Annotated in this window: 17 protein-coding genes; 5 read left to right on the forward strand and 12 right to left on the reverse strand. The window is 43.8% G+C overall.

What is annotated here, in order from left to right; all coding sequences use genetic code 11:
- Positions 1 to 360: 360 nt before the first annotated feature.
- The 3 genes from ilvC to LFX17_RS17505 form a co-directional block, all read right to left on the reverse strand.
- Positions 361 to 1362, reverse strand: coding sequence for a ketol-acid reductoisomerase (ilvC, locus tag LFX17_RS17495; protein ID WP_135573076.1), 1002 nt, complete (start codon positions 1360 to 1362; stop codon positions 361 to 363).
- A gap of 214 nt (positions 1363 to 1576) precedes the next feature.
- The gene (locus tag LFX17_RS17500; RefSeq protein ID WP_238731377.1) at positions 1577 to 3166 is read right to left on the reverse strand and encodes a methyl-accepting chemotaxis protein; all 1590 of its coding nucleotides are present in this window, start codon (positions 3164 to 3166) and stop codon (positions 1577 to 1579) included.
- Positions 3167 to 3271: 105 nt separating this feature from the next.
- The gene (locus LFX17_RS17505) at positions 3272 to 4861 is read right to left on the reverse strand and encodes a methyl-accepting chemotaxis protein (protein WP_238747527.1); all 1590 of its coding nucleotides are present in this window, start codon (positions 4859 to 4861) and stop codon (positions 3272 to 3274) included.
- A gap of 393 nt (positions 4862 to 5254) precedes the next feature.
- On the opposite strand from LFX17_RS17505, the gene LFX17_RS17510 reads away from it, so the two are divergent.
- Positions 5255 to 5704 carry an OsmC family protein gene (locus LFX17_RS17510; protein ID WP_238731379.1) on the forward strand — a complete coding sequence of 150 codons (450 nt, stop codon included), beginning with the start codon at positions 5255 to 5257 and terminating at the stop codon, positions 5702 to 5704.
- Between the two features lie 104 nt (positions 5705 to 5808).
- Here the strand turns inward: LFX17_RS17510 and LFX17_RS17515 are convergent, their stop codons facing one another.
- The 3 genes from LFX17_RS17515 to LFX17_RS17525 all read right to left on the reverse strand — a co-directional run bounded on the left by LFX17_RS17515 (position 5809) and on the right by LFX17_RS17525 (position 12559).
- Positions 5809 to 8976, reverse strand: coding sequence for a SpoIIE family protein phosphatase (locus LFX17_RS17515; protein ID WP_238747529.1), 3168 nt, complete (start codon positions 8974 to 8976; stop codon positions 5809 to 5811).
- A gap of 197 nt (positions 8977 to 9173) precedes the next feature.
- On the reverse strand, positions 9174 to 10634 hold the full coding sequence (locus LFX17_RS17520) for an NAD-dependent succinate-semialdehyde dehydrogenase (protein ID WP_240009266.1): 1461 nt from the start codon (positions 10632 to 10634) through the stop codon (positions 9174 to 9176).
- A gap of 104 nt (positions 10635 to 10738) precedes the next feature.
- Positions 10739 to 12559, reverse strand: coding sequence for a GMC family oxidoreductase (locus LFX17_RS17525; protein ID WP_238747531.1), 1821 nt, complete (start codon positions 12557 to 12559; stop codon positions 10739 to 10741).
- Between the two features lie 119 nt (positions 12560 to 12678).
- On the opposite strand from LFX17_RS17525, the gene LFX17_RS17530 reads away from it, so the two are divergent.
- From LFX17_RS17530 to LFX17_RS17545, 4 genes are all read left to right on the forward strand, one after another.
- Positions 12679 to 14112 carry a flavin-containing monooxygenase gene (locus LFX17_RS17530; RefSeq protein WP_238747533.1) on the forward strand — a complete coding sequence of 478 codons (1434 nt, stop codon included), beginning with the start codon at positions 12679 to 12681 and terminating at the stop codon, positions 14110 to 14112.
- Positions 14099 to 15130, forward strand: a complete 1032-nt coding sequence (locus LFX17_RS17535; RefSeq protein ID WP_240009267.1) for an alpha/beta hydrolase — start codon at positions 14099 to 14101, stop codon at positions 15128 to 15130. The genes LFX17_RS17530 and LFX17_RS17535 overlap by 14 nt, the downstream gene beginning before the upstream one ends.
- A 104-nt stretch (positions 15131 to 15234) precedes the next feature.
- Positions 15235 to 16563, forward strand: a complete 1329-nt coding sequence (locus tag LFX17_RS17540) for an alkaline phosphatase D family protein (RefSeq protein ID WP_238731384.1) — start codon at positions 15235 to 15237, stop codon at positions 16561 to 16563.
- An 11-nt stretch (positions 16564 to 16574) separates the two neighbouring features.
- On the forward strand, positions 16575 to 17399 hold the full coding sequence (locus LFX17_RS17545) for an alpha/beta hydrolase (protein ID WP_238747838.1): 825 nt from the start codon (positions 16575 to 16577) through the stop codon (positions 17397 to 17399).
- Positions 17400 to 17406: 7 nt separating this feature from the next.
- Here the strand turns inward: LFX17_RS17545 and mtnP are convergent, their stop codons facing one another.
- From mtnP to acs, 6 genes are all read right to left on the reverse strand, one after another.
- Positions 17407 to 18270: an S-methyl-5'-thioadenosine phosphorylase gene (gene mtnP / locus LFX17_RS17550; protein ID WP_118954580.1), complete on the reverse strand. Its 864-nt coding sequence runs from the start codon at positions 18268 to 18270 to the stop codon at positions 17407 to 17409.
- A 95-nt stretch (positions 18271 to 18365) separates the two neighbouring features.
- The gene (locus tag LFX17_RS17555; RefSeq protein WP_238747537.1) at positions 18366 to 19934 is read right to left on the reverse strand and encodes a methyl-accepting chemotaxis protein; all 1569 of its coding nucleotides are present in this window, start codon (positions 19932 to 19934) and stop codon (positions 18366 to 18368) included.
- Positions 19935 to 20069: 135 nt separating this feature from the next.
- Positions 20070 to 21182 carry a poly(ethylene terephthalate) hydrolase family protein gene (locus LFX17_RS17560; protein WP_238747539.1) on the reverse strand — a complete coding sequence of 371 codons (1113 nt, stop codon included), beginning with the start codon at positions 21180 to 21182 and terminating at the stop codon, positions 20070 to 20072.
- 99 nt (positions 21183 to 21281) lie between these two features.
- Positions 21282 to 22118, reverse strand: coding sequence for a bifunctional helix-turn-helix domain-containing protein/methylated-DNA--[protein]-cysteine S-methyltransferase (locus tag LFX17_RS17565; protein ID WP_238747541.1), 837 nt, complete (start codon positions 22116 to 22118; stop codon positions 21282 to 21284).
- A 202-nt stretch (positions 22119 to 22320) separates the two neighbouring features.
- Positions 22321 to 23094 carry a cobalamin-binding protein gene (locus LFX17_RS17570; protein WP_238747543.1) on the reverse strand — a complete coding sequence of 258 codons (774 nt, stop codon included), beginning with the start codon at positions 23092 to 23094 and terminating at the stop codon, positions 22321 to 22323.
- Positions 23095 to 23404: 310 nt separating this feature from the next.
- Positions 23405 to 25369, reverse strand: a complete 1965-nt coding sequence (gene acs / locus LFX17_RS17575) for an acetate--CoA ligase (protein ID WP_238731389.1) — start codon at positions 25367 to 25369, stop codon at positions 23405 to 23407.
- Positions 25370 to 25530: the final 161 nt, after the last annotated feature.

The following is a 25530-nucleotide window of genomic DNA, read 5'->3' on the forward strand; positions in this document are numbered from 1 at the left end:
AGAGTGAGAAACACTCACTCTAAATCGGATGTGAACGAATCGTATATAGAGTAGAAAAGAATGTCAAACGACATTCAACGGAAACCGTTCAGGAAGCATCATTTCTCAAGCAACTACATTAAAATTTAATTATATTCTAATGCTTATTAGATAACGTTTGTTTTGCTAAATCGAACTTTTTTCTTCATTTTTTCGATATCATTATAATCTGACCGGACGAAAGGATAAGCTCGCAAAACTCGAAAGCATTCTTTCCTTAAAAAAGTTTTCGTTAAGACGAAAAGGGCAAACGCCAATAAAAAAAACCCGGAAGACTTTAAAGTCCGCCGGGTTTTGTCTGCAAGAAAAGCGAAGTGAAAATTACTTAGACAACCACTTCATCATACTTCTCAGTTTTTTACCGACCGATTCGATCGGGTGAGCCGCATTCTTCTCTCTCATATTCTTAAAGTTAGGATATCCCGCTTTTGTTTCGGCCATCCAATTGTTTGCAAATTTTGCTCCCTTATCTTTTTGAATATCGTTCAGAACTTCCTTCATTCTTTGTTTAACGCCTGCGTCGATCACGCGAGGTCCGCTAACGTAGTCACCGTATTCTGCGGTGTCGGAAATGGAGAATCTCATTCTCGCCAATCCACCTTCGTAGATCAAATCGGTGATGAGTTTCACTTCGTGAAGACACTCGAAGTAAGCGATTTCAGGATCGTATCCTGCTTCGGTCAGAGTTTCAAAACCCGCCATAATCAAGTTGGAAAGACCGCCGCAAAGAACGACTTGTTCTCCGAAAAGATCGGTTTCCGTTTCTTCACGGAAAGAAGTTTCCAGAATTCCCGCGCGTCCCCCGCCTACTCCGGCCGCATGCGCCAACGCTCTTTTCTTAGCTTCGCCGGTGGAATCTTGATAAATCGCGATCAGACAAGGAACTCCGCCGCCTTCCGTATAAACTCGGCGAACTAAATGACCCGGTCCTTTCGGAGCGACCATATATACGTCCACGTCTTTCGGAGGTTGGATGAAATCGTAATGAATGTTAAACCCGTGAGAAAAAACGAGCGCGTCGCCTTTTTTCAAATTCGGTTCGATATCTTTTTTGTAAAGATCCGCTTGAATCGTATCGGGTGCAAGAATTTGAATGATGTCTGCTTTTTGAGAAGCCTCAGCGACGCTGTACACTTCGAAACCCGCATTCTTAGCGTCTTGAACTGATTTGGATCCTTCTTTCAAACCGATAATAACTTTGAGTCCGGAATCCTTCATGTTTTGAGCCTGGGCATGTCCCTGGCTTCCGTAGCCGATCACTGCAATGGTCTTACCTTTGAGCGAGTTTAAATCACAGTCGGCGTCGTAATAGATATTTGCCATTTTCCCTTTCCTCGAGTGTTCCTTTTTACTAAACATTTGAAAAAGGGTAGAATGACAACTGAAATAACAAACCTGAGTCCGAGACGATTCCATCCCTTTCTACAATCGCTGAAGTAGAAGAAACCTTCTTTGTAAGGACGGAAGACCGAATTCTAAGCGTGTAAATTATGTATCATTGAAATTCGAATTAAACCGATCTTCTATAGAACGAAGCCTATTCCCCGTCGACCTTGGTCAACCGATTCGACTGGAGATCCAGTTCGAGAATGATATTCGCAAGATTCTCGCTTTTTTCCGTCAGCGATTCCATAGAATTCTGAAGACTCGCGATCGCGTTTACGATTCCGGTAAGACCAATTCTTTGTTCGGAAGAAGCAAGTTCGATTTCGGAAGACAAAGATCGCAAATGGTCCAGCGAAGAAAAAAATTGAGAATTGATCGTTCTCTGTTGTTCGAATAATTTTAAGAACTCGTTAAACCTGGAAAAGAGATCCTGAAATAAAATATCCTGTTCCTTCACATGGCTGGCGGTCGTTTCCGCGGACTTCCGACCCGTAACCACGTGATTGGAAGAATCGCGAATGATCTTAGAAATCAAATCCGCGTTGCCAGCGCTGCTTTCCGCAAGTTTGGAAACCTCCTGAGCGACTACCGCAAAACCCTTTCCGGCCTCTCCCGCACGAGCGGCTTCGATCGAAGCATTTAAAGAAAGAAGATTGGTTCGATCCGCAACCTCGGACATGATCCGATTCACTTCGCCCACGCTTCGGAAAGAATCGCCTAAAGAAGATAAAGATTTGGCAAGTTCTTCCACGAAACCGGTCACCATCGAACCGGACTTACGGACCTTATCCATACTCTGATCGAGTATTTCGTTGAACTGCGAAATTCTTTCGATGATCGATTTTAAATTATCCGTATGATCCAAAAGACTTGCAATTTGTTTAAACTGTTTCTGGACCGTATCGGAAGAATTCTCCGTTTGCGATTGAAATTCCTCGACCGTCGAGCTGATCTCCTCGAAAGAAGAAGCATGATCCGAAACCAACGCGGAAAAATCGTTCATAAATTCCTTCAGATTTCGCGAGGAACTTTTCAGATATTGAGCGGACTCGTTCATTCTTTGCGTTCTATCGTTCATAAATCGATATGACTCTTCTAATTTCTTTTGTCTGATCTTGGAATTGTCCCTGAGTTTTAAGAATAGTTTTACAAGAAATTGCAGAATCAGGGAAGAAGTGAACATAAACAAGATCTTCAAAAACTGTTCCGAAGGAGAAGCGCTTCCGATCGAAGTTGAAAGAATCGGATCGATCACAAAGTTAAGTCCGTTTAATCCCGAAAGCAAGATTACGATCGATTGGGTCAAAGCGGAAATAAAACCGATCAAAACGATAAAGTTAGGCGAAAGTAAAAGAGTGGAACAGATGATATATACGAATCCGATCGCCGTCAAAACTTGATTGCGAACGACACCCGCCGAAAGTTCGGGCTTATCAACCGCGACAACCGCCATAGAAGAAAAGAAAATAAGAACGTCGGCCACAAGCAGAACCTTGCTTTGAATTTCCGTAAAACCGTTCCGAAATTTGATTTTATAATAACCGTAAAGCGCGTAGGCGAATATGGTGCTGATACCTACGAGATAAGAAGCGTTTTGTCCCGAACTATTTTGTTTCCAATTTACGATGACGGAAAAATAAAAAAGAAAAACCAAAATCAATCGTATATGGTTGATATAGATCGAACCGGAAGCAATAATCTCTTGGTCGGATTGTTTGATTTCATTGTCGATAACTTGCATCGACCTTGAATATTTGCTTTTAGTTAGTTTCTCAAATCATTTTTAATACGTTATGCGAAACAGAGCTATCAAATTATAAAAACTTTGGGATTGTGGATTCAATCCTCAGAAATCTCCGATTCGTGTTAAAGAATTCGATTGAGTTTCCAGTTCCCGCACGATCAAGCTTAGATTCTCGCTTTTTTCAACAAGAGTTTCCATAGAATTCTGAAGACTCGCGATCGCTTCCACGATTCCTCTCAAACCCGTTTTTTGCTCGGAGGATGCGATCTCAATTTCGGAGGATAAAACTCTCAGTCGATCCAAGGTGGAAAAAAACTGAGCATTGATTCTCTTTTGTTCTTCGAACATCTTTGAAAATTCTTCAAACCTGCCGAACAAATCCTGAAATAAAGATTCCTGTTCTTTTACATGGCCCGCCGTAGTCTCCGCAGATTTTTGCCCCGTAACCACGTGATTGGAAGAATCGCGAATGATCTTGGAAATCAAATCCGCGTTGCCAGCGCTGCTTTCCGCAAGTTTGGAAACTTCCTGAGCGACTACCGCAAAACCCTTTCCGGCTTCACCCGCACGAGCGGCTTCGATCGAAGCATTTAAAGAAAGAAGATTGGTTCGATCCGCAACCTCGGACATGATCCGATTCACTTCGCCCACGCTACGGAAAGAATCGCCTAAAGAAGATAAAGATTTGGCAAGTTCTTCCACGAAACCGGTCACCATCGAACCGGACTTACGGACCTTATCCATACTCTGATCGAGCACTTCGTTGAACTGCGAAATCCTTTCGATGATCGATTTTAAATTGCTACTATGTCCGATCAAATTTTCAATATTGCTAAATTGATTTTTTACGTTATCGGAAGAATTCTCCGTTTGCGATTGAAATTCCTCCATCGTCGAGCTGATCTCCTCGAAAGAAGAAGCATGATCCGAAACCAACGTGGAAAAATCGTTCATAAAGTTCTTTAAGTTTAAGGAAGATTCTTTTAGAGCGCGAGCGGATTCTCTCATTTTATCGCTTCTTTCGGCGATCAATCTATGTGAGTCTTCCAATTCTTTTTGCCTAAATTCGGAGTTTTCTCGAAGCAGCATAAACAGTTTCACGAGAATTCTCACGATAAACGTGCATGCAAAAATGAACAAAATCTTAGTGATTTGTTCGGAGGTCGCCGCGTGCCCCAAAGAATTGGCAAGTTTCGGTTCCTCGGTAAGAACCAAACCGTGTTGTGTGGCCGTGTAAACGACGACAATATGGGCGAGCGCAGACGAGAATCCGACCACAAGAATAAAGTTAGGCGCAAGTAGCAAACCGGCATAAATGATGTAAAGATAACTGATTCCGTATAGAACGGAACTTTTAACCATTCCGGACGTATAATCAGGGTGATCCATCGCAGCGCCGAACATCGCACAAAATAGAGCGCCGACATCCGCCAAAATGAACACCTTACTTAAGGTATGGGAAAGAGTTCCGGTGGTCTTAATTTTATAAAGACTATAAAAGAAATACAGGAGCATCGTCGTAGTTCCACTTAGATACAAAGTGTTTTGAACTACGTTGCTCCGGTTCCAACCGATCGCGATCGAAGAATAATACAGTAGAATCAATCCGAGCCGAATCCAGTTGATGTAAGCAGGGCCCGAGGCAATGATTTCCTCGTCCGTTTTTCGCGAGGATTCTTTCTTGGATGTCATGATACTAATGACGAGAATTTACTTCGAAAAATCAATGGTTTTTCTAAAATGGAAATTTATAATTTACGAGTTCGGATTTACAATTCGAAAAAACGTTAAGTGACTTGTACCCTGATAACTTGCCGTTCTGAAAATCGAATTTTAGGAAACATTGATTCACTTTTTTCGAAATGTTTTCCGCGAATTCACGTTCGTTCTGAAATGAGCGCATATCGCAAAAGGACTTACTCTAAATTCCGCCCCATTGGGGACGGATTTTTGTTTGTTTCCATCCGCAATTTGATTCCGGTTCGTTCATTTTGCCGCTTTCTTTTTTTGAACGAACATCGAATAAAAAATTTCTTTTTGAATTTTATCTGATTCATTTGGACTTTTATAATTAGAGGGATGATCATGTCTGAACATAAAATCGGCATCTATTGGAAAAAAGGACCGGAAGAATTCAAATATGACTCGTATGACCGAACACATTCGATTCAATACGACGGCGGTCAGAAATTATTCGGATCTTCCACAGTAGAGACCTTCGGAAAAGCGGAGCACGCCAACCCGGAAGAATTGTTGGCGTCTTCCGTCTGCAGCTGTCATTTTTTAACCTTTCTTGCGGTTGCCGCAAAGAGCAGATATGTCGTGTCCGAATATCAGGACCACGCAATCGCCACATTGGAAAAGAACGCGGAAGGAAAGATGGTCGTAACGAAAATCGATCTTTATCCGAAGGTAACATTCGAAGGCGAAAAAATTCCCGATTCGGAGGCATTAGCGGATCTTCATGCGAAATCTCATCGGAATTGTTTTATTTCGAATTCGATCAAATCGGAAGTGACGATCCATCCTCAATGAAGGAGGATGATCGTCCTTTTTAATTTACAGCGTGTCCCAAAACCTAATTTTACTTTACCAGAAAGATCAGCTGCAAGGTTCCGTCCCGGTTTTGGGACAGGTTCTTATTCGGTTTCGGCCATCGTATGCGAATACTTTCTGAGCACGTCTTGAATCTTTAAGATCACTTCGTGGTGCGGATCCACCGAAAGTGCGATCTCCACCATTTCCATCGCTCGTTTATAATTCTTCAATGCGATGTAAATTTGCGCAAGATTCACGAGATTTTTCATGTGAGTCGGTTCTCTCAGTTTCAATCGTTCTCCGAAATCCAACGCCTTCTGAAGACTTCCCGCTTTGCGTGCGGCCGTCGAAGCGATATAAAGAATTTCCTTATCCACCGGTTTCAAATTCAGATAATCTTCCGCGTAGAGCGCCGCATTTCTGTAGTCCTTCTTTTTCAAAAAAAGACTTACGAATAACTTTTTGACTTCGGGAACTTGGTTGTTCAAAGATTCGGCTTGTTCGAGATACGAAATCGCTTCTTCGATCTCTTTGTTGCCCGCGCCTTCCTTTGCTTTTTTGAGAAGTTCCCTAATTTGTTCCCTCTCGTGAGCTTGCGCGATTTTTGACTGCGTTAGATTTTCCTTAAATGAAACTCGAACCAAAGAAAGGTCGTCCGTTAAACTTCCTTGTTTTTGAATACCTTCATAAATCGATTGAAGTTCTCCGTTTGCCTCTTCGACCTTTCTCAAAAATAATTTCTCGTCGTCGTTGATGATCCTTCCGCCCTCGCGATCGGTTCCGATCAACAGATCGTCGCGCCCGTCCGAACCCGCGATGATGATATCGCCCGGTTCCATTTGGAACGTTTTGATAAAGACGCTTCCTTCCATACCGGTCGTTCCGAGTTTTCGGAACATCAGATCGTCTTCGATAAAGCTTGCGATTCCGTCCCGATACAACACGGTCCAAGGATGTTCCGCGTTGATAAAGTAAAGAAGTCCCGCTTCATCATCCACAACGCCTAACACGAGTGAAACGAGCATCGATCCGTCGAAACTTTCAAAGACCTTGTGCAATTCTAAGAACGCGTTTTTCAGCCAGCGTTCGGGGGATTGCTCCTTCATCGTTGCTGCCATTTTCGTTCTTTCGATGATCGATTCAAAAACGGCTCCGAGTACGAGCGCCCCGCCCGCGCCTTGCATCGATTTTCCCATCGCGTCCGCGTTTAAGAAAACGGTATAATACCGATCCTGCAATTCGATTCCGTTGGAGATATTGATGTCCCCTCCGATCTCGTCGTTGAACCTTCTAAAGGAGAATTTCTTTTTTTGTTCGATCAGAAAATCCACTTTTACGTTTTCCTGACGAGCTTTGTTCGAGCCGAGCGGTTTGATTAAGAGGGAAGTTAAGAAATAATCTCCATCCTGTTGTTGCTTCAATTCCTGAACTTCTTCGAGAGTTTGCTGAAGTTCTTTGGTTCTTTCTTTTACCTTCTCTTCAAGTTCTTCCGCGTACTGTTGCAGACGTTTTCTTGCGGCTTGAATCGACCTCGCCATTCTGTTAAACGAACGGGCGATAAAACCGATCTCGTCCTCGACTTTCACTTGAAGACGATATTCTAAGTTGCCCGAATTCGCTTCTCTCAAACCGATCACGACTTCTTCCAATGGGTTGAGAAGGGCGCCTTGAAAGAAAAAACGGAATCCGAAAAGAACTAAAACCAAAATGCAAAGCGCGGATATATAAAGAATCTTACCCGTTGAATGGAGATATTCGCGGAGCGATTCGTATCGAAACCCGACCTCGTATATTTTGGAACCGGCTTCGGAAACGTAAAAATAAGAGATATAGTGCTTCGGAACATGGCCTCCTAACTCGTATATGCGTTCGCCTTTGTACGTTCTTTCATCCTGTTTTCTTACCTGAGTCAGGAGAGTTTGAATGATCTTATCTCTTTTCGCGGAATCGGTCACGTTCGAATTCAACGCGGCCTTTTTTAGTTCCTTTAAATACGCGTCGATACCCGGAGCGTTCGATTGAAATAACTTCTCAAGCGCGACAGGGTCGTTTTTTTCCTTCGGAGGAAGATGAAAGTATTTATTTCTAAGAACAACCAGCTTCTTTTCCAAGTCGTCAAAGAAAGATTCCACGTCCTTTCCCGAAAGGTTTTTGAAATCCTTTTTCGAGGAAAGATATTCCTTCACGCCTGCCTTATACGCTTCAAACCCCGGAGGAGAATTCTTTAAAATGGAATCCGATCTTTCGATCAATTCTTCGTTTGCCAGGACCGGAAGTTCGAAAAGGGTATGTGCAATTTTAAAAAAACGGAATTCCCGCAAAACCGATTCGTTCGGTTGAAGAGAATTTTTGATCGAACTGGATTTCGCGGAATCCGATTCCGAATCATACTCGAAAACGTATTCGATATCTTTTGAAACCTCTAAACCCGATACGGATAAGCGGACTTCTTTTCGTTTGATCAGATCGTAGGATTCTTCGTATTTATTGAAGATGAACAAACTGACGATTTGTAAAATTAAAAAGAAAGTCGCGAGCGTGATTCCGGTAATTCTGGAAAGAATCGAAGTCTTTTCACTCGTATAGTTGATATAACCTACGAGAATTACGAACAGTCCGATCACGAGAGAAATATCCAAAACGGTTTGATACAATTCTCTCGAAACCGCTCCGTCTCGACTCATTGCATTCAGAATTCCCGGGAAAAGAGTGACTAACGTCAAAGGAATGAGAATAATACCCGTGATGATTCTTTCCTTACCCTTGAGTTTCACCATTCTCCAGACGCCGATCCCCATAAAGATGAAGGTATAAAGAATGATGACCGCCGAATAAATTTTATAAAAGTAATTGATCTGAAAATCCCAGTAATGCCCCGAAAAGTAGAACACTCTTTTGGCGGGAAAGGATTCATACAAATACCACGCGCAAATGAAAAGAACTCCCACTAATGCGATGGAAAAAACCGGAATCACGATCTTCCTGGAAACCGGTTCCGGATAGTGAAGAAAGAACATGATCAAAAATAGAAATCCGAAAAACGGAGAAGGAATTACGATCCACCGATGGAACACGGACCATGGTCCGTAAAAAGGAAATCCCACCATGTAGCCGAGATGAAATATCCCGAGACAAAGCAAACCGATGCTGACATATATCGTGCCCGATGCCTTTTCCTGGATGGAGAAGAAAAAGAAGGTTGTGAACCCGATAAAGAGGACTCCGATCAACGAAGCCAATGAAAAGTAATTTAAATAAATCAGATCCATAAGACAGGCACTCTAAAAATCGCTTAAAATTATTATCGTCAAGCAAAAAGGAAATTTGAACTCGTATATCGTACGTTATAGATTCCGAATCATCAAAAACTTCTGTACAAAAACGAAAGTTCGGAAGGAAATCATCGAAATCGAATGTTGCTCTGCATAAAGAGATGCCTCACAAACGAACTGTGATTGTTTGCTACTCAAAAACCACCGATACAGACATATTTGACGTTAAGATATTCATGAATTCCGTATTTTGATCCTTCCCTACCGAAACCCGATTCCTTAACTCCTCCGAAAGGAACTTGTTCGCTGGAAATCAACCCTTCGTTGATCCCCAACATACCCGATTCGATCCTTTCCGAGAGAAGACGAATCTTTTTATAATCGTTCGAATACGCGTATGCAGCTAGCCCGGAAGGTGTAGAATTCGCGATTCGAATCGCTTCTTCTAAGGAATCAAAACGATATACCGGCGCAATGGGACCGAAAATCTCTTCCCGCATCGAAAGAGAATCTTTACTCACATCGGAGATAACCGTTGGAGAGAAAAATAATTTACCCGATTCGATTCTATTCCCGCCTAGCAGAAGTTTTGCGCCGGTCGCCTTTGCATGCTCAACGTGATGTCCCATTTTAAGAACCGCCGCTTCGTTGATGAGCGGTCCAACGTTTACGTCCTTTTCCAACCCATTGCCGGTCTTTAATTGTAATACGGCTTCTGAAAACAAACTTATAAACTCGTTATAAATTCCTTTCTGAACCAGAAATCGATTCGCACAAACGCAGGTTTGACCCGAGTTTCTAAATTTGGAAAGAATCGCACCTTTGACCGCCGCTTCCAAATCGGCGTCGTCGAAAATCAAAAACGGGGCATTCCCTCCCAATTCGAGGGATAAACGTTTCAAAGTTTTGGAACTTCTTTCCATGATCAATTTTCCCACTCGAGTCGAGCCGGTAAAACTGATCTTCTTCACATCGGGATGATCGATCAGAGTGTTCGCGATTTCTTCCGGATAACCCGTGAGAACTTGAAAGGCGCCTTCCGGAATTCCGGCTTCCTGCGCAAGCGCCGCTAAAGCTAAAGCGGAGAATGGCGTGAGTTCGGAAGGTTTGCTGATCACCGTACAACCCGCGGCCAACGCCGCCCCGGCTTTGCGCGTGATCATCGAGGAAGGAAAATTCCAAGGAGTTAAAATTCCGCAAACTCCCACGGGAAGTTTTAAGACTTCGATCTTCGTATCGGTTCTATGACTCGGAATAATATCGCCGTATGTTCTCTTCGCTTCTTCGGCAAACCATTCCAAAAAGGAAGAAGCGTAATCGATTTCACCTCTGGATTCGCTCAAAGGTTTTCCCTGTTCCAGAGTCATGAGAAGCGCGAGGTCTTCCCGATTCTTTTTCATCTTATCGGCCCAGTTCCGAATCAGAACCGCACGTTCCTTTGCCGGTCGCGCGGACCAATCGGAAAAAGCCTCCTTGGAAGTTTCGATCGCTTCCAACGTTTCCTTTTGTCCCAAAGAAGGAACGGCGCCTAACATTTCTAAGCTGGCGGGATTTTGGACCTGAATTTTCAGATTCGGATTTCCCTCGTTCCAAGAACCGCGCCAATACGCTTCCTGTTTGAATAATTCTTGTCTATGCAGAAATTCTAAACTCAAAATCGGACCTCGTCTTCATCTTCGTTCTGAAAACGAGGAAATGAAAGAAGAATATACCGCGCATTCGGAATTTTTTGAAACGAACTCGCGATCTTCGAATTGGGTTATTTACGTATCTTGTTTCCTTTCACGCCGTTTGAATTCCGTTTTTGTTTGGCCGTCGATTTCGATTTAGAATTTGGATCGGACCGCGACGCGGTTTGTTTTTTCGAAGCGGACTTCTTTTCGCGAGTACTTAGAATCGAAGAGATTCCGAATTCTTTCTCGAAACGATATTCTATCGGTTGAAATCCTTCCTTCGGAGGAATTAAGGACATCGCTCGTTCGGTGATCGCCGTAATCGAAAGACTCGGATTGACTCCGAGATTGACGGTGATCATCGAGCTGTCGCAGATTCTTAAATTTTGATAACCGAAGACCCTGTTTTGAAAATCGATCACTCCTTCCTTTTCGGAATCTCCCATAATACAACCGCCCATGATATGCCCTGTAATCGGAGCGTTTAACAGAACGTCGTTGATCGAACTTCTCGGAACTCCTCCGGTCTTTTGTGCGATTTTTCGTGCGGTATCGTTCGCGATCGGAATGTAAGAAGGCGTTTTTTCTCCTTCGGTCAAAGCGGAACTCATCGTCTTTTCAAACGGCCAAGCGAATCGTCTGGTCCGAACCAAACGAATCTTGTTATCCAACGTCTGCATCACCAAAAGAATCAAGGATCGTTTTGCAAAACCGAAAGGCCAGGAAGCTTGAAAGAAATACAACGGATTCGTAAATAAGGTGAGAAAGTATTTAAGTGGCCTGGGAAATTTTCCGCCGCCGTCGGTAAGTACGGATGCGATCGTTCCGAAAAAATCCGAACCTTTCGGATAGCGGACCGGCTCCATGTGGGTATGTTCGTCCGGGTGAATGGAAGAAGTGATCGCAACCCCTTTTGAATAATCCACTTCCTTTGTAAAATTAGTAATCGCTAATACGGTTTCGCTATTCGTTCTCACGCTGTCGCCTAAGACATCGGAAATCCTCGGCATCTTTCCCATTTGTTTCATCTTTAAAAGCAGACCGACCGTTCCCATCACGGCCGCGGAAAGAATTACGTTTTTTGCATAGAATTTCTTTTTCGGAAATCCGAAAAGACCCGTCGTAGATCTGGTTTGAATTTGATATCCGAATTCCCCCGTGGCTGCCGGGTCGGGAACGCCGAATCCGTTCAGAGGAATCAGAGAATCGACTTTGGTTTCCGGAAAAATTTTTGCTCCCATCTTTTCGGCAAAGTAGAGATAATTCTTATCGAGCGTATTCTTTGAATTGAATCTGCAGCCCACCATACAACCGCCGCAGTGATTGCAGGTCACACGATCCGGACCTTCCCCTAAGAAATACGGATCTTTCGTAAACTTACCCGGCTTTTCTCCAAAAAAAACTCCGACGGGCGTTGGACGGAATGTTTCCCCTCTTCCCATCTCTTCCGCGATTTCCTTTAAAATAAAATCGGATTCGTAAAGCTGAGGATTTTGAGTGACGCCTAACATGCGTGATGCGACCGAATAAAACGGGAGCATTCCTGACTTTCCGCCCATTTTTTTAAAAGCGGGAGAATCTAGAACCTTATCCCCGGGCACATAAAGAGTATTCGCATATACTAAACTACCGCCGCCGACTCCCGCACCGCTAACAAGAAAGAAATCCTTCAAAAGATTCAAACGTTGAATTCCGTAAAAACCGATACGGGGCATCCAAAGATATTTGTTAAGCGACCAGTTTGATTTCGGAAAATCCTCGGATCTCCATCGTTTTCCCGATTCAATTACAGCAACGGAATAACCTTTCTGACTCAAACGCATCGCCGATACGCTTCCACCGAATCCGCTGCCTACGATCACATAATCGAAATCATAGTGAACATTTGTTCTCTTCTTCTGTTCCATAAGGATTCCTTCCTATTTCCGCGAATTATAAATTCAAAACATTTTTTAATTGACTGCGTTATAATTTAAAAGCTGTATCATAATTCCTAACGTATCATCCGTAAAAAGAGGAGAAGGATATGTCTTCATTGCCGAGTGTTTGTGTGATCGGAGCGGGTTCAAGCGGTATAGCCGTTTGCAAGGCTCTCAAAGAGAAAGGGATTCCGTTTGATTGTTACGAGGCAGGAAGCGAAGTAGGGGGCAACTGGAGATTCAACAACGACAACAAGATGAGCAACATCTACAAATCTCTGCATATCAATACGCATCGTGATCGTATGGAATACAGAGATTATCCGATGCCACGCACATATCCGGATTATCCGGGTCACCAAAAGATTCTGGAATACTTTATCGATTACGTGAATCATTTCGGATTTCGTAAGAACATTCACTTCAAAACTCCCGTTGTTCACGTCGAACGTCAAGAAGACGGGACGTGGTTGGTTCAAACAGGAGACGGAAAACAAAAGTATTACGACGCGCTCGTAGTATCGAACGGCCATCACTGGTCGCAACGATGGCCCAATCCTCCATTCCCAGGCAAGTTTACAGGAAAGATCATTCACTCGCATTCTTACGTTGATCCGGATAATCCGATTAAATTAACCGGAAAACGAGTCGTCGTTCTCGGTATGGGAAACAGTGCGATGGATATCGCCGTGGAGCTTTGTCGTCCCGGCGTGGCATCGAAGGTTTTCTTAGCGGCGAGAAGAGGCGCTTATATTATTCCGAATTACCTTTTTGGAAAACCGCTAGACAAGTCCACCGAACTGATTCCGGTTCATACACCGTTCTGGTTGAAGAGTTTTATCATGGGACTCGTATTACGTTTCGGAGTAGGAAACGTGCAGGACTTCGGTTTACAAAAACCGGATCACAAGCCGGGAGCGGCCCATCCTACGATTTCCCAGGATATTCTCGTTCGATTGGGGAGAGGAGACGTGACTCCGAAACCGAATATAGAATCGTATAACGGCAATAAGGTTCGTTTTGTCGACGGAAGCGAAGAGGAAGTCGACGCGGTCATTTATTGCACAGGATACGACGTGAAGTTTCCTTTCTTCGACGAAAAATTCCTTTCCGCAAAGGACAACCACATTCCGCTCTTTCACAGAATGATAAAACCGGAATACAACAATCTTTTCTTTGTCGGCCTGTATCAGCCTCTGGGTGCGATTATGCCTCTCGCGGAATTTCAGGGAAAATGGATCTCCGAATATTTAACCGGAAACTACGTATTTCCTTCCACGGAGGAAATGAATCAATCCATCGAAAAATACGAATCGGCGATGAAGAAACGTTATGTGGCATCGACAAGGCACACGATGCAGGTGGACTTTGAGGACTTCTTATACGATATGAAATCGGAATTGAAACGAGGAACCAAACGCGCTTCCAAAAACGGAAACAAACTTTCGGTAGAAGCGATCGCACAGCACAAATCCGCTTCCAAAAACGGTGTTTCCTCCAACGGATTCAAAAAGAAAACCCGTGCTCTTGCGAAAGTTTGAACGATTCCTTTTAAAATGGATTCTACGTTTACCGGAAACTTTTCTTCGGAAAATTTCCGGCGGAACGATTACAAAGCGGGGAAGAATTCTCGACGCGAAAATTCAAATCTCCCTTTTTCTCGCTCGTATTAAACCGAAAATCGAAACCCTTGCTCCGAAAGAAGCAAGAATCTTCTTTAAAAATTCCATGTTCCTCTTTGATCTGGAACCGGAACTTGGAGTTCAAACAGAGAATCTCATAATTCCGGTCGGGGCCGAAATTATCAAAGCTCGATCGTATCGATCGAATTCATCCGCCGAAACAAAGCCCGCGATCGTTTATTTTCACGGAGGCGGTTTTGTCATCGGCGACTTAGAAACGCACGATCCCCCGTTGCGTTATATCGCAAAAAATTCCGGAGTTACCGTGATCGCGGTCGATTATCGTTTAGGACCGGAGCATAAATTTCCAACGGCGGTCGAAGATTCCTTTGTCGCTTATCAATGGATCGTGAAAAACGCAAAGACATTGAAAATTCTCCCTAAAAAAATCGCGGTCGGCGGCGACAGTGCGGGAGGAAATTTGGCCGCAAACGTTTGTATACTTTCTAAAAGGAAAAAAATACGATCCCCGTTTTTTCAGCTTTTGATTTATCCGTATTTGGATCTTTTTCGAATGAGCGGAAGCAGATATGAATTCGGAAAAGGGTACGCATTGACCAACGACCTATTGGATTTTTTCAACACGCATTATCTTCATTCGCCTCCGGAAGGAAAAAAAATCGCAGCATCTCCGATTCTTCATAAAAAAATTACGGACTTTCCACGCACGTTCGTTCAGTTAGCCGGCTTCGATCCTCTGCAAGACGAAGCGATCGAGTTTATAGAAACTTTAAAAAAGGCCAAAGTTCCGGTTGAATTTCAGATGTACGAAACATTGGTTCACGGATATTTCAATTTTGCCGGATTGATCCCGGACGCAAAGAAAGCGCTCGACGGCGCGGTTTTGTTAATCCGAAAAGGATTCGGGATCAAATAAAAGCGGATTCTTGTTAAGGCAGAATCGTTTTTCTTTTTATAAAAACTTTATCTTGAATTTTTAAACGGTTCAACAAAGGTAATTGATCCAAGGCAATTCCGTTTATGAAATTTCGAATTCTTAAAAACCCATCCATTCTTCTTTCTTTTTTGATCGCTTGCGTTTTTCCTTTGAGCGCGGAACCCGCAAACATCGTTTCCGGACCGATCCTCGGGTATTCCACTCTCAAAGAAGTTCTCGTTTGGGTGCAGACGGATCGAAAATCCATCGTAACATTAGAATATTCTGAAATTGGAAACCATAAAAACAAATTCATCTCCGAAGAAATTCAAACAAATGCAAAAACTGGTTTTGTCGCAAAGTTGATCGCGGACAAAGTGATTCCGGGTAAAAGGTATCAGTACAATTTACTCGTAGACGGAAAACGAATCGAAGCGAAACATCCGCAAATATTTCAGGCTCAACCCTTTTTTGCAGCCGGACAAGATCCTCCGTCTTTTTCCTTTGCGCTGGGAAGTTGCGCCTATGTCAACGAAACCGAATACGATGTTCCGGGCAAACCTTACGGCGGGGAATATTTTATCTACAATTCCATCCTTTCAAAAAAGCCGGACTTTATGCTTTGGCTCGGAGATAATATTTATCTGCGGGAAACGGATTGGGATTCAAGAACCGGGTTCTTTCATCGGTATCGACATCAGCGCGGAATTGCCGAACTCGCGCCGTTCTTTGCGTCCGTTCATCAATATGCGATCTGGGACGATCACGATTACGGCCCGAACGACGGAGATTCTTCCTTTTGGATGAAGGAGACCGCGGAAGAAATGTTCAAACTTCATTGGGGAAATCCGAATTATGCAAAAGAAGGAATTTACGGCTCCTTTACGTGGGGAGACGTTCAATTTTTTCTTTTGGATGACCGCACGTTTCGAACGGCTAACAATAATAAGGTGGTTGGTCCGAGACAGATTCTGGGGGAAAAACAATTTCAATGGCTCGTCAACTCTTTGGCTTTTTCAAAAGCCTCGTTCAAGTTTGTTGCGATCGGAGGACAGTTCCTCAACCCGAACGCGGTTTATGAAAACTACGCGACATATCCCGAAGAGCGAAATAAAATTCTTTCCGCAATTCGGGATTTGAAAGTGAAGAATCTGATCTTTTTGACGGGCGACCGCCATCATACCGAACTCAATCTTCTTAAGGAAGAAGGTGCGGAACCGATCTATGATTTTACCGTTTCGCCTTTGACGTCGGGCTATTATTCCCCGATCACCGAAAAGAATTCCTTGCGAGTGGAAGGAACTCTTGTGGATCGAAGAAACTTCGGAATGATTTCCGTCTCCGGAAAACGGGGAGAAAGAAAGCTTACATTACAAATTTTTGATGCAATGGGTAAAGAAGTCTGGAAAAGGGAAATTCCTCCGAGTCCTTGACCTTGAGCAGTATGAAACCTTCCATGAATCTGATTTTCTTATTTTTATTCGGTTTTATCTTTTTCGTTTTGTTTCTGATTTGGTGGAATCAGGACAAGCTCGTCTTTTTTCCCGAAAAACTTCCGAACGATTTTACGTTTCGTTTTCCGGAGGCGTCTCAAGAAATCAAACTTCAAACACCGGACGGCGAAACGAGTTACGCCCTTTACTTCGAGGCAAAAAAAAACGACTCGCAAAAAACGATCTTATTCTTTCATGGAAATGCGGGGAGCCTCCGCACTTGGGGCGGAATCTACGAAGACTTTCTTCCTTTGGGATGGAATATTCTGGTTACGGATTATCGGGGCTACGGGAAAAATACCGGAACGATTTCGGAAGCCTCGATGAACGATGACGCCGAACTTTGGTTGCGTTATCTTCTCGAAGAACGAAAAATCCCACGGACTTCGCTTATCATTTACGGACGTTCGATCGGAACGGGAGCGGCTTGCGACCTGGTCTCCAAAAATCCGGATCTTCCTTTGTTTCTGGAAACTCCGTTTACGGATTTACCTTCTCTCGCAAAACAATATTATCCGTTTTTAAAGCCTTGGATGCTTCGGTTTCAATTCAAGAATTTGGAAAAATTGGAATCGGTCCGATCCAGGATTCGGATCTTTCACGGAACGGAAGACGAAATTATTCCGTTCTCAAATTCGGAAATCATATTCAAAAAGTTGAAAGAACAAAATCGGGACGTTTTGTTATATGCGATTCCGAACGGCTCGCACAACGACTTGACCGTTTTTCCGGAATATCACCAGGCTTTGAAAAAAAGCCTGGATGAAATTCGGTAAATCCAGATCAGAAATATTCGGGGAAAAGAACTTTAAGCTTTTTAACGGTTTCCGGATTTCTTTTTTCGGGAGCGGTGATGAGAGAATACTTCGTGCTGTTCTTCAAAGTCAGATCGTCTCCGTTTCCGATCACGTGAATGAGTTCCGCTAAAAGTTTTTTCGCGGTTTCGGCGTTCTTGCTCAAATTCGCGATCACCATTTCAACGGTAACGGATTCCTCCCCTTCTCTCCAACAATCGTAATCGGTGGACATACAGATCATCTGATATGCGATCTCGGCTTCACGCGCCAGTTTCGCTTCGGGAAGAACGGTCATATTGATGATATCCGCTCCCCAAGAACGATATAAATGCGATTCGGCTTTTGTGGAGAATAACGGCCCTTCCATACAAACGAGAGTTTTGCCCGTATGAATTTCCAAACCGATCTTCTTTGCTGTTTGTTCGATTCGTTTGCCGAGGTTGTGGGAAAACGGTTCCGCAAAAGGAGCATGAGCGACGACTCCGTTTCCAAAGTACGTCGAGTTTCTGAAACGAGTGCGATCGATGATCTGAGAAGGAAGAACGAAGTCGAGAGGTTTGATTTCTTCTCTTAAGCTTCCCACGGAACTGAATGCTACGATTTCTTCCACACCGAGTTGTTTGAGCGCGCAGATGTTCGCATGATTCGGAACTTCCGGAGGAGAAAGAAAATGTCCGATTCCGTGTCTCGGTAGGAATGCGATGAGTTTTCCTTTGTATTTACCGATTTTGATTTTATCGGAAGGTTTTCCCCAAGGAGTATCGGGATAAACTTCTTCGATCAACTCCATTCCATCCAGGCTATAGAGTCCCGTTCCGCCTATGATTGCCGCTTTAACATTGTGAGACATGAGTCCGTTCTCCTAAAGAAAGTATAATTTCTTCAAGGACAGTTTCGGAAAACGGACCTAAATTGTAAATCGGAAGTGATTCAAACGAAGCGGATTTAGACCACGCTCAAAGCCTTCAAATCTCTGGATTGCGTTTTGATCTGAAGAACTCCGTCCTGAATCTTACCGGATTCCTGTGTGATTTCGTTCACTTCTTTTTCCAATTCGAGCATCGCCTTCATCATTTCTTTCTGACCGGTCATCTGCTCTTCGGTGGAATAATAAAGTTCGTCCGATAATCGTTTTACCTTTTCCAGATTTCGAACGAAGTTTTGAACGATTTCCGTTCCTTGTCCGTAGAGAATATTCATCTCTTCGATTTTGGAAGCGGTCACGTTGATCTTGACGCTTTGACTTTGGGTCAGCTGTCCCGTATCCGCGGAAGCTCGGTTTGCGTCCTTGATAAAATCAAGAGATTCTTCGACGACCTTGGAAATCATCTTCGCGTTGTTCGCCGTGAACTCGGCGAGCTTGGAAACTTCTTGAGCGACTACGGCAAATCCTCGTCCGGCCGCGCCCGCACGGGCCGCCTCGATCGATGCGTTCAAGGAAAGAAGATTCGTTTTATCCGCAATCTCTCCGAGAATCCGGTTGATCTCGTCGACTCGATGAAACGAGTTCGAAATGTTCTTTAAGAACTCGCTTGTTTTGTCCACGGATTCCTTCACGAAATCCATCTCCGCCTTACTTTCTTTCGCGATCGTATCGAGACCTTTGGAGTGTTCCGAAATCTTCGCGATCAATTCCAAAAGAAGCTGAGAATTCTGATTGAGTTCGATCAAGTTCTCGTTTTGAATTCGGATCGAATCGGCATTGTTTTCGGAAGCCTTCGACAAAGATGCGATCACTGCATTCACTTCCTCCAGTGAAGCGGCCTGCGATTCCATCTTCGCACTGGTTAAACTCGTAAACTCGGAGAAATTACTCACGGAAACTTCCAAGGTTTCAGCGGAAGAATGAATGACTTTCCTGTTGTTCTCCAGCTTGGTAAGAAATTCGCGATTCTCCTTAAAATAAGAAGAAGCCTCTTTATACAGACTGTCAAAAAGATTCATCAGACGATACAGGATGAAACTTACGCTCGACATGAATATGATCTTAGTGATTTCCGCGCTGAGTTTTACATAACCCGGGGTCATGTTGATCGTGTTGTCTTCCGAAAATTTTAAACCGTGTAGAACCGAATTCGTCAAGCCGATCGAATAGCCGATCGAACAGAAAAGACCGACGATGATCACAAAGTTCGGACTTCCGAGTAAACCGGAATAGGCGATGATAAAATAATATACGGAATAAAGAATCGCGTTTTTCAAAACGGGAGCGACGATTTCCGCAGAAACCATTCCGTCCAAAAGAATCGTGGCACTCAATAAAAGAGAATCGAATATAATGAATATCTTATGAACGATAGGATAGATGTTGAACTTTTTGTAGACGATAAAGCCTATGATCGTATAAACGAACATAAACCCTGCCGCGGAAGAATGAATGATTCGAATCGTGGGGTGAAGCGCTTTTAAACTCGAAGCCAAGGAAAGAAGCATCATAATCATAATTCCCATTCTGGAATAATATGTGAGCGCCTCTCCTTTCTTACGAATGGATTCAATGGACTGCTTGGACATAGACCAAACGTGTACAGAATTTGATTAAAGTAAATGAAAACTGAATTCTAACTTCGAAATGAAATCACCGTATTATAAAAGGACAGATTCGTGTTTCCCTTGAATGAACTTCTGACACCGTTTCGAAATTTAGATTTACAATCTAGGATTGTTTGAGCTCGAAAATGGTTGGGAGAAAAAACTTTCTGGGTGCAATGGTGCCGGAGCATCCGTCACAGTCATCGTTTTGACTGCCCGTCCGTCAGGATAAATACCCATATTCTTTTGATTCGCCGAACCGTTCCCTAAGGCTACGTCCTTTGCCGACGCTGAACCCGTATAAGTATATGTAGCGAGTGCGTCGAGTTGTCTCCAAATTCCATAATAATCAAGAACGTCTAACGCGCCCAAACCGATGACCGTATTCTTGATCGGAGTATAATGATCCGCATCGAGAATCGTTCCGTTGTACGTTTCGGAATAAACGATTTCAAAGTCCTTTTCAGCCGCTGCGATTCCGATCTGATTGAAGATGTCGATCGCCATTCGATTGTCGACAACGCTGTCGTTATCGTAAATCTGCACGATCATTTTTGTCGCATTCGTAAACTGCGCGAGCTGCGCGTTCGTGATCGAAAAAGAATACCAAGGCGCTAGAAGAAATACGAACGAGCCGTTCGCGCCCCACCCCTTTTGAACGATTCCCTGATGCGCCAAATAGGGAGTCGCTCCTCCCCCGTAGGAATGCCCCATATAACCGACCCGAGTCGTGTCGATTATATTCGAAAATTGTGAAACTGCAAAATTGATTCCGTCCAACATATATTTATAATTTTCGGTGGGAGGTCTTGTGTCGGATATATAAATCGGAAACACGACGACATATCCTTTTGATACGTATAAATCGATCAACGGATAATACGCTTCCGCGGAAGGAGCGCTAAAACCGTGCATTAAAAATAGAACCGGCGCTTTAGAGGACAGATCTGACGGATAATAAACGCAAACATTTCGTGGAGCGCTCGGATTCGGCAAAGCGGTAACGGAAACAGTATGAGTGCCTCTCGCGCCATACCCTTGCGAAATAGGTGGAATCGGTCCGCTTCGCGAAACTGGAGTGACCGCACACGTATCGATCAAATATGGATAACTCAATATTAGAAGAATTTCCATCCAAGAATCGAGAGCGTCTTTTTTCAGCTTCTCGTTAAAATCGACTTTGCAAAACGTAAAAGTGAGAATGAGAAACGCAACAAACAAACGATTCATAAAAAGTCCTACGAGAGTTCGGTCTTACATCAAAGATTTCGCGATTCCTGTCCTTTGTCCAAAACTATATCCGAATCGTTTCGAAAGAATTCTAAAAATTTAGGAGCGAAGTTTCGTTTGACTCGCTTCCCAGCCGATCATCGCCATTTTCCGTTCGGCACCCCAGCGATATTCTCCGATTCCACCGGTGCTTTTAATCACGCGATGACAAGGAATCAAATAGCCGATCGGATTTTTTCCGATCGCGGTTCCTACCGCCCGGGACGCGCTTTCCTGACCGATCGATTCGGCGACCTCCGCATACGAAACCAATTTTCCTTCGGGGATTTTTAAGAGCGCTTCCCATACCTTGATCTGAAAATCGGTTCCTTTCAGATGAAGTCGGATTTTTTCCTTTTCGAGTAACGTCTGATCGAAAAATCGCACAACCCGATCCTGATTTTCGTCGGTCTGTTCCGTAAGATCGGCTTGTTTCCATTGTTCTTTCAACTCGAAAACTATTTCACTTTTTGGAATATCATAAAAATATAAATTACAAATTCCTTTTTCCGTAGAGGCAACGACATAGTTTCCGAAAGAGCTTTTCTGAAAGCTGTATCGGATTTGAAGTTTCTCTCCGCCGTTCTTGAATTCTCCCGGAGTCATCCCTTCTATCTTTACGAATAAGTCGTGCAACCGACTTGTGCCGGACAACCCGGTTTTAAACGCCGCGTCGAACAAAGTGGATTGCGGTTTGGAAAGAATCGACTTCGCATTTTGCAAGGTCAGGTATTGCAGAAATTGTTTGGGACTCACTCCCGCCCATTCGGTAAATAATCTTTGAAAGTGGAACGGGCTTAAGTTGACGGACTTTGCGATTTCATCCAATTCCGGTTGAGAAGTCGCATGCTTTTGTATAAACTGGATTGCAGTCGCGATTTTTTCGTAGTGATCCATAAACCTAATCGTATTCCAAGTCCTCTATTTTAAAAACCCGATCCTTGCTGTTTTTCTTTTTTGGGGAGAATTTTATTGCCCGTTTTACCCTGATTATTCCGTAAAAACGGATTCGTATGAGTTCCCACATATTTTGTTGAGCAAAATAATTGCCGTTTTACGGACCAAAATTGTAGTTCTCACAAAATTCCGAAAAAATCCATCAAGAATGGATCAGCTTTACCAATTGATCGATCCCTTCTTCAAAAAGAGCCGGTCCCGGTTGAAGTATGATCGAAGGATCAACCTCATACACTTTTCGATTGATAATCGCATTGGTAGTTTGCCATTCGGGATGATTTTGGACCCAATCGAAGTTCATCGGTTTACCGCACCAAGATCCGATATACACGTCGGGATTGGACGCGGCCACGGCCTCCGCCGTGATAATTCTATCCTTTGCCAACGACTTGGTTTGAAGTTCGGCAAAACAATCCTTACCGCCCGCGATTTCAATGAGTTCGCTCACCCAGGAAATTCCGGTGATGATCGGTTCGTCCCATTCTTGAAAAAATACATTCGGCCGATTTTCCGATTTGTTTTCGTTTTTGATTCTTTCCAACTTCGATTTCCAACCGTCTACCAAGGTTTGCGTTTCCTTTCCCTTTCCGACGATCGAGCCGAACAACAACATTGTATTCAAGATTTCGTCTAACGTTCTCTGATTGGTTATAAGAACGTTGAGACCTTCGGCGATCAGATCTTTCGCAAGATTGGCCTGTATATCCGAAAACCCGACGACAAGATCGGGATGAAGATCCTTAATTCGTTTCACGTTTCCGTTGATAAACGCGGAAACTTTCGGCTTTTCTTCTTTAGCTCGAAGAGGTCGAACCGTATACGCAGAAATTCCCACAATACGATCCTCTTCTCCGAGCATATAAAGAAGCTCGGTCGTTTCTTCCGTTAGGCAAATGATTCGTTGAGGGCCGATCAATGGTTTAAACGTTTCCTTATACTGAATTTATTTGATTCGGATTTTCGATCCTGGAAAAGAATCTTTATCGATTGGAGAGTTGAATTTCGGAAAAATGTGGGAACTCCTGCACTTTCTTAAGAGTTTTGTTAGAGTTCCCACAGATTATGTCCTTCAAAAAGATTTTCGATCCTATCCCTTGCGACGCGTTTTTACGAAGGAGTTCCTACAAATTATGTCCGCTCGAACGGATTCGTTGCTAGAACCGTTCTCATCTTTTTCGAAGGAGTTCCTACATTTTCCAAGACAAACGAAAAAATTTTTACGCGCTTCAGCTGTGAAATTTCATTTTGTCTTCGATTAGTTTCTGAACTACGGACGGATCGGCAAGAGTCGAAGTATCACCGAGACCTTCGAATTCTCCCGACGCGATCTTTCTCAAAATTCTCCGCATAATTTTTCCGGAGCGGGTTTTCGGAAGTCCGGGCGCCCAGTGAATCACATCCGGTCTTGCGATCTTGCCGATCATCTTTTCGACCATCGCAATCAGATCTTTTTTCAGAGCGTCATTGGTCGTGACTCCTTCCTTCACCGTAACGTATGCGTAAATTCCCTGACCTTTGATCTCGTGCGGAAATCCCACGACCGCGGCTTCGGCGACGGACTTGTTTTCGACAAGAGCGCTTTCGACTTCCGCGCTTCCAATCCTATGACCCGAAACATTGATCACGTCGTCCACGCGTCCCGTGATCCAATAATAACCGTCCTTGTCCCGTCGCGCTCCGTCTCCGGTAAAATAATATCCTTTGAACTGGGAGAAGTACGTATCAAAGAATCGTTTCGGATCTCCGTAAACTCCGCGCATCATCGAAGGCCAAGGAGCTTTGATACAAAGATTGCCCGAGACTTCTCCCTTTCCGGTGATTTCGATTCCGTCGTTGTCGACGAGTACGGGTTGAACTCCGAAAAAAGGTAAGGTCGCCGAACCGGGTTTTTGCGGGATCGCGCCGGGCAACGCGGTAATCATGATCGAACCCGTTTCCGTTTGCCACCAAGTATCTACGATCGGACATTTTCCTTTTCCGATATTTTTGAAATACCATTCCCAAGCTTCGGGGTTGATCGGTTCTCCAACCGAACCCAAAAGACGCAAAGAACTCAGATTTCTTTTTTGAATCGGCTCGAGACCTTCTCTCATCAAAGCGCGAATCGCGGTCGGAGCGGTATAAAAAATATTCACACCGTATTTATCGATGACATCCCAAAATCTTCCCGCATCGGGATAGGAAGGAACGCCTTCAAACATAACGGAAGAAGCTCCGTTGGAAAGAGGACCGTATACCAAATAGGAATGACCCGTGACCCAACCGATGTCCGCCGTACACCAATACGTGTCTTCCGGTTTAATATCGAATACGTAATGAAACGTTAGATTCGCTCCGAGAAGATAACCTCCCGTAGTATGTAGAACACCTTTCGGTTTTCCCGTGGAACCGGAAGTGTAAAGAATAAACAAAGGATCTTCCGCATCCATCGGCTCAGGTTTACAATACGCGGGAAGTTCCGGATCACCGATCAAAAAATGATACCAGTGATCCTGACCGTCCTTCCAAGTCAGACCGGATTCGTTTCCGGTGCGTCGAACTACGATCACGGTCTTTACGTTTTCTTTGGATTTTTCCAAAGCGAGGTCCACATTCTTTTTAAGTTCTACCTGTTTTCCTCCGCGATAACCTCCGTCCGCCGTGACAATCAACTTCGGTTTGCAATCGTCGATTCGGCTTTGCAACGCTTCGGGAGAGAATCCCCCGAATACGACCGAGTGAATCGCACCGATCCGAGTACATGCAAGAATCGTAATAGCCAATTCGGGAATCATCGGAAGATAAACGAGAACCCGGTCTCCCTTTTTTACTCCGTAATTTTTCAGAACGTTTGCGAGACGATTCACTTCGCGATAAACGTCGTAATACGTTAGAACTCTGGTTTCGGAAGGACTGTCACCTTCCCAAATGAGTGCGGCTTTGTTTTTAAGAGGGGTCTCGATATGGCGATCTAAACAGTTGTAGGAAACGTTCAGTTTTCCGCCTTTAAACCATTCTACTTTTGCGTTTTTAAAATCATGACTGAGAACTTTGGTCCACTTTTTAAACCAAGTCAATCGATTGGCTTCTCTCGCCCAAAACTTGTTGGGATTTTCGATGGATTCTTTATAAAGTTTCTTATAGTCTTTGAGGGAGATGTTCGTATTCTTTTTAAATTCTGCGGATGGCGGAACGACTCTTTCTTTTGCCATGACTTCCTCCGGATTCGGTAAAGAATGTTTCTTTTTTTTTCTCTGTCTACCAAATTGCGGAAAATCGAAGCAACACCGTTGCTCCTCTGCGCTGCGACGGTTACAATCTACCTTTGAAGTCTATTGAGGCCAAAGTCAGTTTATATTGACATCGAAGGACT

The sequence above is a fragment of the Leptospira sanjuanensis genome (assembly GCF_022267375.1).
GTDB classification, from domain to species: Bacteria; Spirochaetota; Leptospiria; order Leptospirales; family Leptospiraceae; genus Leptospira; species Leptospira sanjuanensis.